We start from the raw sequence: 12,829 nt of genomic DNA on the forward strand, positions 1-12,829 counted from the left end.
GAATTAAGGCACCCACATGGCTAAAACAGCGGCAGCACTGCACATTCTGGTTAAAGAAGAAAAACTGGCTCTGGATCTTCTGGAGCAGATTAAAAACGGCGGCGATTTCGAGAAGCTGGCGAAGAAGCACTCCATTTGCCCGTCAGGCAAAAAAGGCGGCCACTTAGGCGAATTCCGCCAGGGCCAGATGGTGCCGGCATTCGATAAAGTGGTGTTCTCCTGCCCGGTGTTGGAACCAACCGGCCCGCTGCACACCCAGTTCGGTTACCACATCATTAAGGTGCTGTACCGTAACTAATAAAAAAACCCGGTGAAATTCACCGGGTTTTTTTGTCGTAACGGAGATTATCCTGCGACAGCGATGCGTTTCATATCCGTCATATAACCACGCAGTTTCTGGCCTACCGCTTCAATCGCATGGCTGCGGATCGCGTCGTTCACGTCACGCAGCTGCGCGTTATCCACCGCACTGCCTTCTACCGCTTTGCCCAGGTCGCCCGGTTGCAGCGTGGTCATAAACTCTTTCAGCAACGGTACGCAGGCGTAAGAGAACAGGTAGTTACCGTACTCGGCGGTATCGGAGATAACCACGTTCATTTCATACAGGCGCTTACGGGCGATGGTGTTCGCGATCAGCGGCAGCTCGTGCAGTGATTCATAGTATGCAGACTCTTCGATGATGCCGGAATCCACCATGGTTTCGAACGCCAGTTCAACGCCCGCTTTTACCATCGCGATCATCAGTACGCCTTTATCGAAGTACTCTTGCTCGCTGATTTTGCCTTCATACTGCGGCGCGGTTTCGAAGGCGGTTTTGCCGGTCTCTTCACGCCAGGTCAGCAGGTTTTTATCGTCGTTGGCCCAGTCCGCCATCATGCCGGAGGAGAACTCGCCGGAGATGATGTCGTCCATGTGTTTCTGAAACAGCGGCGCCATGATCTCTTTCAACTGCTCAGACAGCGCATAAGCGCGCAGTTTCGCCGGGTTAGACAGGCGATCCATCATCAGGGTGATACCGCCCTGCTTCAGCGCTTCGGTGATGGTTTCCCAGCCGAATTGAATCAATTTTTCCGCGTAAGCCGGGTCAGCGCCTTCTTCCACCAGCTTGTCGAAGCACAGCAGAGAACCGGCTTGCAACATACCGCACAGAATGGTCTGCTCGCCCATCAGGTCAGATTTCACTTCCGCAACGAAAGAAGATTCCAGCACGCCCGCACGGTGACCGCCGGTGGCCGCAGCCCAGGCTTTAGCAATCGCCATGCCTTCACCTTTCGGATCGTTTTCCGGGTGAACGGCGATCAGGGTCGGTACGCCAAAACCACGTTTGTACTCTTCACGCACTTCGGTGCCAGGACACTTCGGCGCAACCATTACCACGGTGATGTCTTTACGGATCTGTTCGCCTACTTCAACGATGTTGAAACCGTGAGAGTAGCCCAGTGCCGCGCCGTCTTTCATCAGCGGCTGAACGGAACGCACCACGTCGGAGTGCTGTTTGTCCGGCGTCAGGTTAACCACCAGGTCCGCCTGCGGGATCAGCTCTTCATAAGTGCCCACGGTAAAACCGTTTTCGGTGGCTTTACGCCAGGAGGCGCGTTTTTCCGCGATGGCTTCTTTACGCAAGGCATAAGAGATATCCAGACCGGAGTCGCGCATGTTCAGGCCCTGGTTCAGGCCCTGCGCGCCACAACCGACGATGACCACTTTTTTACCCTGAAGATAGCTTGCGCCATCGGCAAATTCGTCGCGGCCCATAAAGCGACATTTACCCAGTTGCGCCAGCTGCTGGCGCAGGTTCAGTGTGTTGAAATAATTAGCCATGATGAAACCTCGTCGTGTTGTGATGCTTATTGTTCGGTTCGCTGTCGAGCGAGAATGTACCCACATTACAACAGGAAATTTATTGCGGAAATTGATATATTCACAACGTCACATTGCAATTTCTGCAACATCAAACCGGGAGTGCCGCCTGTGGATTTACGCGATCTTAAAACCTTCCTGCATCTGGCGGAAAGCCGCCATTTTGGCCGTAGCGCGCGGGCGATGCACGTCAGCCCCTCCACACTCTCCCGGCAGATCCAGCGGCTGGAAGAGGATCTCGGCCAGGCGCTGTTTGTGCGCGACAACCGCACGGTGACGTTAACCGAAGCCGGAGAATCGCTGCGCGTTTTCGCCCAGCAAACGCTGTTGCAGTATCAGCAACTGCGCCACACCATCGATCAGCAGGGGCCGTCGCTCTCGGGCGAATTGCATATTTTTTGCTCCGTCACCGCCGCTTACAGCCATCTGCCGCCGATCCTTGACCGGTTTCGCGCCGAGCATCCGTCGGTAGAAATTAAGCTCACCACCGGCGATGCCGCCGACGCGATGGAAAAAGTGGTCACGGGCGAAGCGGATCTGGCGATTGCGGGCAAGCCGGAAACGCTGCCCGGCGCGGTGGCGTTCTCGATGCTGGAAAATCTGGCGGTGGTGCTGATCGCCCCGGCGCTGCCCTGCCCGGTACGCAATCAGGTCTCAGTAGATGACCCCGACTGGTCGACGGTGCCGTTTATCATGGCCGATCAGGGGCCGGTGCGCCGCCGCATCGAGTTATGGTTCCGCCGCCAGAAAATCAGCAATCCGTCGATATATGCCACCGTCGGTGGGCACGAAGCGATGGTGTCCATGGTGGCGCTCGGCTGCGGCGTGGCGTTGCTGCCGGAAGTGGTGCTGGAAAACAGCCCGGAGCCGGTGCGTAACCGCGTGATGATTTTAGAGCGCAGCGATGAGAAAACGCCGTTTGAGCTTGGCGTTTGCGCACAAAAAAAGCGGCTGCATGAGCCGCTTATTGATGCGTTCTGGACGTTATTGCCGAACCACTAACCCGCCAGGAAGAAGCGGAACGCCGGGTTATTTGACTCATCATGACAGTCGTAACCCAGCTCATTGAGTCGGGTCTCGAAATCCGGTTCGTGATCGCCCAGCTCAAACGCGGCCAGCACGCGGCCATAGTCGGTGCCGTGGCTGCGGTAGTGGAACAGCGAAATATTCCAGTGGGTGCCGAGGGTTTGTAAAAACTTCAGCAGCGCGCCCGGCGATTCCGGGAATTCGAAACTGTACAGCCGCTCGTGGAGCGGGCGCGAAGGCCGTCCACCAACCATATAGCGCACGTGCAGTTTCGCCATTTCGTCATCAGACAGATCCACCACAGCGTAGCCACCGTCGGCCAGCATGCTGAGGATCTCTTTGCGCTCTTCCATGCCACGGCTCAGCCGCACGCCCACGAAAATGCAGGCGTCTCTGGCATCCGCGAAACGGTAGTTAAATTCCGTAACCGAACGGCCGCCCAGCAGCTGACAAAACTTGAGGAAGCTGCCTTTCTCTTCCGGGATAGTGACCGCCAGCAGCGCTTCACGCTGTTCGCCCAACTCGCAACGCTCGGAAACGTAGCGCAGCCCGTGGAAGTTAACGTTCGCGCCAGACAACACGTGCGCCAGACGCTCGCCGTGAATATTGTGCTGCTGGATATACTTTTTCATGCCTGCCAGCGCCAGCGCGCCAGACGGCTCCGCCACGGCGCGCACGTCCTCAAACAGATCTTTCATCGCCGCGCAAATCGCATCGCTGTCTACCGTCACGATGTCATCCAGGTACTCCTGGCAGACACGGAAGGTTTCATCGCCGATGCGCTTAACCGCCACGCCTTCGGCAAACAGCCCAACGCGCAGTAAATCTACCGGCTTACCGGCATCCAGCGCCGCTTTCAGGCAGGCGGAATCTTCTGCTTCTACGGCGATCACTTTGATCTGCGGCATCAGCTGTTTGATCAACACCGCTACGCCCGCCGCCAGACCACCGCCGCCCACCGGAACAAATACCCGGTCGATATGCGCATCCTGCTGAAGCAGTTCCAGCGCCAGCGTGCCCTGCCCGGCGATGACTGCCGGATGGTCGAACGGCGGCACATAGGTGAAGCCCTGCTGGGTGGAGAGCTCAATCGCTTTGGCTTTGGCTTCGTCGAAGTTCGCACCGTGCAGCAGCACTTCACCGCCGAAGCCGCGTACCGCGTCTACTTTGATATCCGCCGTGCTGACCGGCATCACAATCAGCGATTTCAGTCCGAGGCGTGACGAAGAGAGCGCGACACCCTGGGCATGGTTGCCGGCAGATGCCGTGACCACGCCGCGAGATTTTTGCTCGTCGGAAAGATTCGCCATCATGGCGTAAGCGCCGCGCAGCTTAAAGCTGTGAACCGGCTGGCGATCTTCCCGCTTCACCAGAATTACGTTGCCGAGGCGGGATGACAGTTTTTCCATTTTTTGCAGCGGGGTAACCTGCGCCACTTCATATACCGGCGAACGCAGCACCGCGCGTAGATACTCCGCCCCACAGGGGGCGGCAGGCAGGGGTTGGACATCGGCCATGATTAACCCCCGAGTTTCGATTTATCGCGCACCGCGCCTTTATCCGCGCTGGTGGCCAGGCTTGCATAAGCACGCAGGGCGAAGGAAACCTGACGTTCGCGGTTACGCGGCGTCCAGGCCTGCTCGCCACGCGCTTCCTGGGCTTCACGACGGGCTGCCAGATCGCGGTCACTGACCTGCAACTGGATATCGCGATTCGGGATGTCGATGGCAATCAGATCACCGTCTTCAATCAGGCCGATCGCGCCGCCGCTTGCCGCTTCCGGCGAAACGTGGCCGATGGACAGGCCGGAAGTACCGCCGGAGAAACGTCCGTCGGTGATCAGCGCGCAGGCTTTGCCAAGACCCATGGATTTCAGGAAGGTGGTCGGATAGAGCATCTCCTGCATACCCGGCCCGCCTTTCGGCCCTTCGTAACGGATAACCACCACGTCGCCCGCCACCACTTTGCCGCCAAGAATGGCTTCTACCGCGTCGTCCTGGCTTTCATAGACTTTTGCCGGGCCGGTGAATTTGAGAATGCTGTCGTCCACGCCTGCGGTTTTCACGATGCAGCCATTTTCAGCAAAGTTGCCGTACAGCACCGCCAGACCGCCGTCCTGGCTGTAGGCATGCTCCAGCGAACGGATACAGCCCCTCTGGCGGTCATCATCCAGCGAATCCCAACGGCAGGACTGGGAAAACGCCTGCGTGGTGCGGATACCCGCCGGGCCTGCGGAGAACATACTTTTCACCGCATCGTCTTTGGTCAGCATGATGTCGTAACGATCGAGCGTTTCCGGCAGGGTTAACCCCAGCACGTTATACACGTCGCGATTCAACAAGTTCGCGCGATCAAGTTCGCCCAGGATCCCCAGCACGCCGCCTGCGCGGTGCACATCTTCCATATGGTATTTCTGGGTGCTTGGCGCAACCTTACACAGCTGCGGCACCTGGCGCGACAGCTTATCGATATCGCTCATGGTGAAATCAATTTCGGCTTCCTGCGCCGCCGCCAACAGGTGCAATACCGTATTGGTCGAGCCGCCCATGGCAATATCCAGCGTCATGGCGTTTTCAAACGCGGCTTTGCTGGCGATATTGCGCGGCAGCGCGCGGGCATCGTCCTGCTCGTAATAGCGTTTAGTTAATTCAACAATGCGTTTACCGGCGTTCAGGAACAGCTCTTTACGATCGGAGTGGGTCGCCAGCAGCGAGCCGTTGCCCGGCTGCGACAGGCCCAGCGCTTCGGTCAGGCAGTTCATGGAGTTAGCGGTGAACATCCCGGAGCAGGAGCCACAGGTCGGGCACGCCGAGCGTTCAACCTGATCGCTTTGTTCGTTGCTGACTGTCGGGTCCGCGCCCTGGATCATGGCGTCAACCAGGTCCAGTTTGATGATTTTGTCAGAAAGCTTGGTTTTGCCTGCTTCCATTGGCCCGCCTGAAACGAAGATCACCGGAATATTCAGGCGCAGCGAGGCCATCAACATTCCTGGGGTGATTTTGTCGCAGTTGGAAATGCACACCATGGCATCGGCGCAGTGGGCATTCACCATGTACTCCACCGAGTCGGCAATCAGTTCGCGGGACGGCAGTGAATAAAGCATGCCGCCGTGGCCCATGGCGATGCCATCATCCACAGCAATGGTATTAAACTCTTTTGCTACGCCGCCTGAGGCCTCGATTTGCTCGGCAACCAGTTTGCCCAAATCACGCAGGTGCACATGGCCCGGCACGAACTGGGTAAAAGAGTTCACCACCGCGATAATCGGCTTGCCGAAGTCGGCGTCGGTCATGCCGGTGGCGCGCCATAATGCGCGGGCACCCGCCATATTACGGCCATGGGTGGTGGTGGCGGAACGGTACTTAGGCATGCTTTAGTTACTCCCATCTGTATCTGTTAAATGGGACGGTGCGAGCCGTCCCATTTTTAATTATGAATTTACCTGATCCAACCAGCCCCATTTATCCTCGGTTTCACCGGTGAAAAGGCCAAAGAATGCTTGCTGAATACGTTTGGTGACTGGGCCACAGCGGCCTTCGCCGACCTGGATGCCGTCCACGCTGCGCACCGGGGTGATTTCAGCGGCAGTACCAGACATAAAGACTTCATCGGCAAGGTACAGCGATTCACGGGACAGCACCTGCTCGCGCACTTCGATACCCAAATCTTGCGCCAGCTTGATAATCGCATCACGGGTGATACCCGGCAGCGCCGAAGAGGTGAACGGCGGAGTGAACAGAATGCCGTCTTTTACTTCAAACAGGTTTTCACCTGCGCCTTCGGAGATATAACCGTTCACATCCAGTGCGATACCTTCCTGATAACCGTGGCGGCGCGCTTCGCTGCCAACCAGCAGGGAGGAAAGATAGTTGCCGCCCGCTTTCGCGGCGGTCGGGATGGTGTTCGGCGCAACGCGGTTCCAGGAAGAAACCATGGCGTCGATGCCCTGCTCCAGCGCTTCGGCACCCAGGTATGCGCCCCACGGGAACGCGGCGATAATCACATCGGTGGTGTATCCCGGAGGCGGGTTCACGCCCATACCGACATCGCCGACAAAGACCAGCGGACGAATGTAAGCGCTCACCAGATTGTTTTTACGGATCACCTGACGGCACGCTTCCATCAGCGCGTCCACGCTCTGCGTGACCGGAAAGCGATAAATTTTTGCGGAGTCACGCAGACGTTGCATGTGCTCGCGATGACGAAAAACCACCGGGCCTTTATGGGAGTCGTAGCAACGGATGCCTTCAAAGACTGACGTACCATAGTGCAGCGCATGAGACATCACGTGAACTTTCGCCTCGCCCCACGGAACCATCTCACCGTTGAACCAGATATAATCAGCTTTCTTCGTCGTCATTTTTCTTCCTTTGCGCTTATGCGCGAATTTGTTGTGATAATGAGTGATGTGTTTCTTGCTGGATCTCGACATAAGCGACATCGACCAGCTTACTAAGCTGACTAAACAGTAATTCGACAGGGCGAAGGCTGGCAACGGTCAATTCAATATTTATATTTTCGGCGTTGCTTGCCGTCGCCATGTTCATTGAGCAGATTTCAAAACCGCGATGGCGAACCACACGGAGCACGCGCTCCAGCGTCTCTGGACGAAAACGCGCCTGTACCGCCAGTTGATGTTGCATCATGATAATTTCTCCAGCATTTGTGAGTTACTGGCACCCGGTGGTACCAGCGGCCAGACGTTTTCCAGTTCATCGATTGAGACATGAAGCAGATACGGCCCTTCGCTCGTCAACATTTCGTTAAGCGCGGCTTCTACCTGGTCTTTGCGGGTAATGTGCTGGCCAGGGATGCCGAAGGCGCGGGCCAACATTAAAAAATCGGGGTTATCGGTCAGGGTGGTTTCACTGTAGCGCTCGGCGAAGAACAACTGCTGCCACTGGCGAACCATGCCTAAACGCTGGTTGTCCAGTAACACGATTTTTAACGGCAACTGCTTTCGCTTCACCGTGCCCAGCTCCTGGACGTTCATCATGAATGAACCGTCACCGGACACGCAGATCACCATATCGTCAGGACGCGCCACCTGCGCGCCGACCGCTGCCGGCAAGCCAAATCCCATCGTACCCAAACCACTTGAGGTGATGAAGTTTTCCGGGCGGCTGAAGGACATATGCTGTGCGGCCCACATCTGGTGCTGACCGACGTCGGTGGTCACTACGCAATCGTACGGTTTACGCTCGGAGAGCTGTTTTAACAGCAGCGGCGCATAGATCGCCTCGCCGGGATGGTCGTAACGCCAGGCGTGTTCGGCACGCAATGCGCTAACTTCTTCGCGCCAGGCATCGATGGCTAACGGTTTTTGTAAAGCAGGCAGTAAGTGATTCAGGGAACCTTGCAAGGCGACATGCGCCTGACGCAGTTTGTTCATCTCTGCCGGATCGATATCCATATGGATCACTTTCGCGTGCGGCGCGAAGGTGTTCAGTTTGCCGGTCACGCGGTCATCGAAGCGCGCGCCCACGGCAATCAGCAGGTCGCACTCCTGCACCGCCAGGTTGGCGGCTTTAGTGCCGTGCATGCCCAGCATTCCTACATAGCCCGGATAATCGGCAGGTACTGCACCGAGGCCTTTCAGCGTGACGGTGGCCGGCATCGCGGTGACAGATAAAAATTCACGTAACGCAGGAACGGCCTGCGCCATCCCAACACCGCCGCCCACATAGACCATCGGCTTTTTCGCCTGGTTCAGCATGGCGCGAGCCTGTTCCAGCTCGGCATGGGGCATCTCAAAGGTGTCTTCTACTGCCGCCAGGCAGGGCTCGAGATCGCCGCTGGCGATTTGTACGTCTTTGGGGATATCAACCAGAACCGGACCAGGACGGCCTGAATTCGCAACTTCAAACGCTTCGGCGATGATGCCTGGTAATTCTTCTAAGGATTCAACAAGGAAGCTGTGCTTGGTGCATGCCAGTGAAAGACCCAGCACATCCACCTCCTGAAACGCGTCGGTGCCGATCAGCGGGGAAGCAACCTGCCCGGTGATGGCGACAACGGGAACGGAATCCAGTAACGCATCCGCTAAGCCGGTGATCAAGTTAGTGGCACCAGGGCCAGAGGTGGCGATGCAAACGCCTGTTTTACCGGTCGAACGCGCATAGCCAATAGCGGCCATGGCGGCACCTTGCTCGTGGCGGCACAGTAAATGCTCGACGCCTCCGTCATATAACGCATCGTACACGGGCATTATCGCACCACCAGGGTAGCCGAAAACCGTGTCCACTCCCTGAGCCCGCAAAGCATGTACCACCCACTGAGCACCATTCATAGTTAATCTTCCGTCACAGAATGAGGCAAACAGGATTTTATGCTAGAACACATCATTCACCTCTCATCACCATTCTTTAGCTAATAAAAAACCCCCGGACCTTTCGGTGCGGGGGTTCTCGTTGATTCAGGCTTGATTTTTAAGCCTTTCTTTCTCCAAGTGCAGCCCCGCACGGTGGGATAATAATCACCACCACGCTAATCACGACTAGGCTAATCACTCGTAGAAGGGCTGTCATTTTGGTTATTTCTTACATCGTAATCGAAGGAATACCTAAAGAGTTACCATAGAGCGGGAACAACATACAACAAATTTTTACAGTTAGCGTTTTTGCTTTCGGATGAAATATTCAAGAAACTGCTGTTTTTTAACGTTAAAATCCGAAATGATTTTTTTTCAGGAATAACGCAGTTCTCACGGTTTTTGGCTCGCTTTTAATTTTGCGGCTTCTCTTCCGGTTCCCATGTCAAATATGAAAACTGCATACAAAGCCTGGAATGACGCTCGTAAATTCATCAAACACAGTTTTTTCTGTAGCGAGCAAACTGACAAAATCTCCTCACTGGAGGAGTTATGTCGCTATCGGTCATCTATACACGTGCAGCGTTAGGCGTCACCGCCCCGCTGGTGACAGTCGAAGTTCATATTAGCCAGGGCTTACCCGGGCTCACTATTGTTGGGCTACCTGAAACCACCGTGAAGGAGGCCAGAGATCGCGTTCGTAGCGCTTTGATCAACAGCGGGTACACCTTCCCGGCACGCAAAATCACCATTAACCTGGCACCGGCGGATTTACCTAAGCAAGGAGGGAGATATGATTTGCCTATCGCTGTGGCGCTGCTGGCGGCGTCTGAGCAGCTTACTGCCCAAAATCTGGAGTGTTACGAGTTTGTTGGTGAGCTTGCGCTTACAGGCGCTCTGAGAGGCGTTCCCGGCGCAATCTGCGCCGCAATGGAAGCATTACGCTGCGGGAGAAAGATCGTCGTCTCCAAAGACAATTCGCAGGAAGTAGGGCTAATTCAGGAAGAAGGCTGTCTCATTGCCCAGCATTTACAGCAGGTGTGCGCTTTTCTTGAGGGCAAAGCTGAACTGGAGCCGCCCTGTAGAGAACCTCTTGCGGTACCGGTAATAACAGGCGATCTCAATGAGGTAGTGGGTCAGCAGCAGGGAAAGCGTGCGCTGGAAATTACGGCAGCGGGCGGCCATAACTTGCTGTTTATCGGGCCGCCCGGTACGGGCAAAACCATGTTAGCCAGTCGGCTTAATGGGTTACTGCCGATATTAAGCGATCGGGAGGCGCTGGAGAGCGCAGCAATCCATAGCCTGGTTAACCCGTTGACGATCTATCAACAGTGGCGTCAACGCCCCTTTCGGGCTCCTCATCACAGCGCGTCGTTAACAGCGATGGTGGGCGGCGGCGCTATTCCCTTACCCGGCGAAATTTCACTGGCCCATAATGGCGTGCTTTTTCTGGATGAATTACCGGAGTTTGAGCGACGCGTGCTGGATGCGCTGAGAGAACCGATTGAGTCCGGCATGATCCATATCTCACGGACACGCGCCAAAGTCAGCTATCCGGCACGCTTTCAACTCATTGCTGCCATGAACCCCAGCCCAACGGGGCATTATCAGGGCAATCATAATCGCTGCACGCCGGAACAAACCTTACGCTATCTGGGACGGCTCTCCGGGCCGTTTCTCGACCGGTTTGATATGTCGCTGGAGATCCCGCTGCCTTTGCCAGGCATGTTAAGCCAACGGAATTTATCGACAGAAAGCAGCGCTGTGGTACGTGCAAGGGTACAACGTGTTCAGGAACGACAATATGAACGCCAGGGTAAGTTGAATGCACAATTGGATAACCCTGACATTAACGCTTTTTGCGAATTATCCAGTGAGGATGCGGTCTGGATGGAAGGGATCTTAACCGCGCTGGGCCTTTCAACTCGCGCGTGGTTCAGGTTATTAAGAGTAGCCAGGACGATTGCGGATATGGCTGGGTCAGAACGGATACTCCGCGAGCACATTATGGAAGCGTTATCCTATCGTGCTATCGACAGGATGCTGGTGCATCTACAAAAGATGCTGGCGTAAAAAAGGGGCTTATCGCCCCCTGTTTTTTAATCATCGCTCTCAGTGTAGTCTTCCACGCCTTCCATCTGCGGCTTGCCGCCTGACAGGGTATGGAAACGTTTTGGGCGCTTGATACGCGTCATGTATTTACTCCACACACGCTCAGCTTCCGTTACAGGCTCGCGCTCTCCCCGGCAAACAGCGACGAACTGTTTCTCTTCGTCGTTTGTGGGTTCGCGTTTTCCTAAATCCAGTTCATTGAACGCATAGCCACAACGTTCTAACAACTGCGCTTCTTTGATAGTGAAATCACCATGGCGAGAGAACCCGCGCGGATAATATTTATTGTCGAAAAATCGATTAGTCGTCGTAAAGCTTTCCGCCATCCTACACGCTCCTAATTCTCTTGGCCGAGCTATTTATGGCGCGGAGTATTAGTTACGCTTGACAGAGCGTCAAACAAAACATTTAAATCATAACGACAAAAAATTTTGCGGAGAGAGATGTGGATACTGACTTGCTTAAAACCTTCCTTGAAGTCAGCAGAACTCGCCATTTTGGGCGTGCTGCGGAAGCGCTTTACCTGACGCAATCAGCAGTTAGCTTTCGTATCCGTCAGTTAGAGAACCAGTTGGGCGTGAATCTTTTTACCCGCCATCGTAACAACATCCGGCTGACCACAGCGGGTGAAAAATTACTGCCCTATGCTGAGAATTTGATGAGCACCTGGCAGGCGGCAAAGAAAGAAGTCGCGCACACTACCCGCCATAACGAATTGTCGATCGGAGCTAGCGCGTCGTTATGGGAATGCGTACTGACAGACTGGCTGACGCGCCTGTACGGGACTTACAGCAATCTTCAGTTTGAGGCTCGCATCGCGCAACGTCAGTCGCTGGTCAAACAGTTGCATGAACGCCAACTGGATCTCCTCATTACCACCGAAGCGCCGAAAATGGATGAGTTTTCCAGCCAGCTACTGGGGCATTTCGCTCTGGCCCTTTTTGCTTCAGCACCCGACAAAAAACGCGCTGAATTGAGTTACTTACGATTGGAATGGGGGCCTGATTTTCAACAACACGAGACAGGTCTTATCAGCCAGGATGATATTCCCTTTCTGACCACCAGTTCCGCTGAAATTACCCGTAAAATGCTGCCACAACTGAACGGTTGCACCTGGTTGCCTACCGCATGGGCTGCGGATAAAAACGATCTTTTTATGGTGGCTGATTCCGCCACGCTCTCCCGCCCGCTCTATGCGATCTGGCTGCAAAATAGCGATAAGCAACAATGGATTAAAGAACTGCTGAAAGCGCCAATCATTATCTGATTGGCCGAAAGGTGATCTATAAGGAAGGAAAAAAAGCAAAAAAAATCCTTAGCCGAAGCTAAGGATTATTACTGGCAGGGGCGGAGAGACTCGAACTCGCGACACCCGGTTTTGGAGACCGGTGCTCTACCAACTGAGCTACGCCCCTATATTCTTTTTATCATTAAGCCTGCTAAGTTAGCAGGCTTAATTTTTTTAATAAGTGGCGGAACGGACGGGACTCGAACCCGCGACCCCCTGCGTGACAGGCAGGT

Annotated in this window: 12 protein-coding genes and 1 tRNA gene; 4 read left to right on the forward strand and 9 right to left on the reverse strand. The window is 55.1% G+C overall.

Features of this window, described 5'->3' with window-relative positions; genetic code table 11:
- Nucleotides 1–16 precede the first annotated feature (16 nt).
- Complete coding sequence (gene ppiC, locus RT120_RS17435; RefSeq protein WP_001140255.1) at nt 17–298, forward strand: peptidylprolyl isomerase PpiC; 282 nt, start codon at nt 17–19, stop codon at nt 296–298.
- Between the two features lie 47 nt (nt 299–345).
- Here the strand turns inward: ppiC and ilvC are convergent, their stop codons facing one another.
- Complete coding sequence (gene ilvC / locus RT120_RS17440) at nt 346–1,821, reverse strand: ketol-acid reductoisomerase (protein WP_312984590.1); 1,476 nt, start codon at nt 1,819–1,821, stop codon at nt 346–348.
- Nucleotides 1,822–1,971: 150 nt separating this feature from the next.
- Here ilvC and ilvY point away from each other — a divergent pair, with 150 nt between their 5' ends.
- On the forward strand, nt 1,972–2,862 hold the full coding sequence (gene ilvY / locus RT120_RS17445) for an HTH-type transcriptional activator IlvY (protein WP_125295432.1): 891 nt from the start codon (nt 1,972–1,974) through the stop codon (nt 2,860–2,862).
- Here ilvY and ilvA read toward each other — a convergent pair.
- The 6 genes from ilvA to ilvL all read right to left on the reverse strand — a co-directional run bounded on the left by ilvA (nt 2,859) and on the right by ilvL (nt 9,413).
- Nucleotides 2,859–4,403, reverse strand: a complete 1,545-nt coding sequence (ilvA, locus tag RT120_RS17450; RefSeq protein WP_312984592.1) for a threonine ammonia-lyase, biosynthetic — start codon at nt 4,401–4,403, stop codon at nt 2,859–2,861. The genes ilvY and ilvA overlap by 4 nt on opposite strands.
- A 2-nt stretch (nt 4,404–4,405) precedes the next feature.
- The gene (gene ilvD / locus RT120_RS17455) at nt 4,406–6,256 is read right to left on the reverse strand and encodes a dihydroxy-acid dehydratase (protein WP_312984594.1); all 1,851 of its coding nucleotides are present in this window, start codon (nt 6,254–6,256) and stop codon (nt 4,406–4,408) included.
- A 60-nt stretch (nt 6,257–6,316) separates the two neighbouring features.
- Nucleotides 6,317–7,246 (reverse strand): branched-chain amino acid transaminase, encoded by a 930-nt coding sequence (locus RT120_RS17460; RefSeq protein WP_312984596.1) that lies wholly within the window; start codon nt 7,244–7,246, stop codon nt 6,317–6,319.
- Between the two features lie 16 nt (nt 7,247–7,262).
- Complete coding sequence (ilvM, locus tag RT120_RS17465) at nt 7,263–7,532, reverse strand: acetolactate synthase 2 small subunit (protein ID WP_312984599.1); 270 nt, start codon at nt 7,530–7,532, stop codon at nt 7,263–7,265.
- Nucleotides 7,529–9,175 (reverse strand): acetolactate synthase 2 catalytic subunit, encoded by a 1,647-nt coding sequence (gene ilvG / locus RT120_RS17470; RefSeq protein ID WP_312984600.1) that lies wholly within the window; start codon nt 9,173–9,175, stop codon nt 7,529–7,531. Before ilvG ends, ilvM begins: the two co-directional genes overlap by 4 nt.
- A 139-nt stretch (nt 9,176–9,314) precedes the next feature.
- Nucleotides 9,315–9,413, reverse strand: a complete 99-nt coding sequence (ilvL, locus tag RT120_RS17475) for an ilv operon leader peptide (protein ID WP_071530467.1) — start codon at nt 9,411–9,413, stop codon at nt 9,315–9,317.
- Between the two features lie 335 nt (nt 9,414–9,748).
- On the opposite strand from ilvL, the gene RT120_RS17480 reads away from it, so the two are divergent.
- The gene (locus RT120_RS17480; protein ID WP_312984602.1) at nt 9,749–11,269 is read left to right on the forward strand and encodes a YifB family Mg chelatase-like AAA ATPase; all 1,521 of its coding nucleotides are present in this window, start codon (nt 9,749–9,751) and stop codon (nt 11,267–11,269) included.
- Between the two features lie 26 nt (nt 11,270–11,295).
- On the opposite strand, the gene RT120_RS17485 is transcribed toward RT120_RS17480, so the two are convergent.
- Nucleotides 11,296–11,634, reverse strand: coding sequence for a DUF413 domain-containing protein (locus RT120_RS17485; protein WP_312984603.1), 339 nt, complete (start codon nt 11,632–11,634; stop codon nt 11,296–11,298).
- A gap of 89 nt (nt 11,635–11,723) precedes the next feature.
- Here RT120_RS17485 and hdfR point away from each other — a divergent pair, with 89 nt between their 5' ends.
- Nucleotides 11,724–12,575 (forward strand): HTH-type transcriptional regulator HdfR, encoded by an 852-nt coding sequence (gene hdfR, locus RT120_RS17490; RefSeq protein WP_409515066.1) that lies wholly within the window; start codon nt 11,724–11,726, stop codon nt 12,573–12,575.
- A 72-nt stretch (nt 12,576–12,647) separates the two neighbouring features.
- Here the strand turns inward: hdfR and RT120_RS17495 are convergent.
- A tRNA-Trp gene (locus RT120_RS17495) sits at nt 12,648–12,723 on the reverse strand.
- Between the last annotated feature and the right edge of the window lie 106 nt (nt 12,724–12,829).

Origin of the sequence: Atlantibacter sp. (assembly GCF_032062175.1) — a bacterium.
Classification (GTDB): domain Bacteria; phylum Pseudomonadota; class Gammaproteobacteria; order Enterobacterales; family Enterobacteriaceae; genus Atlantibacter.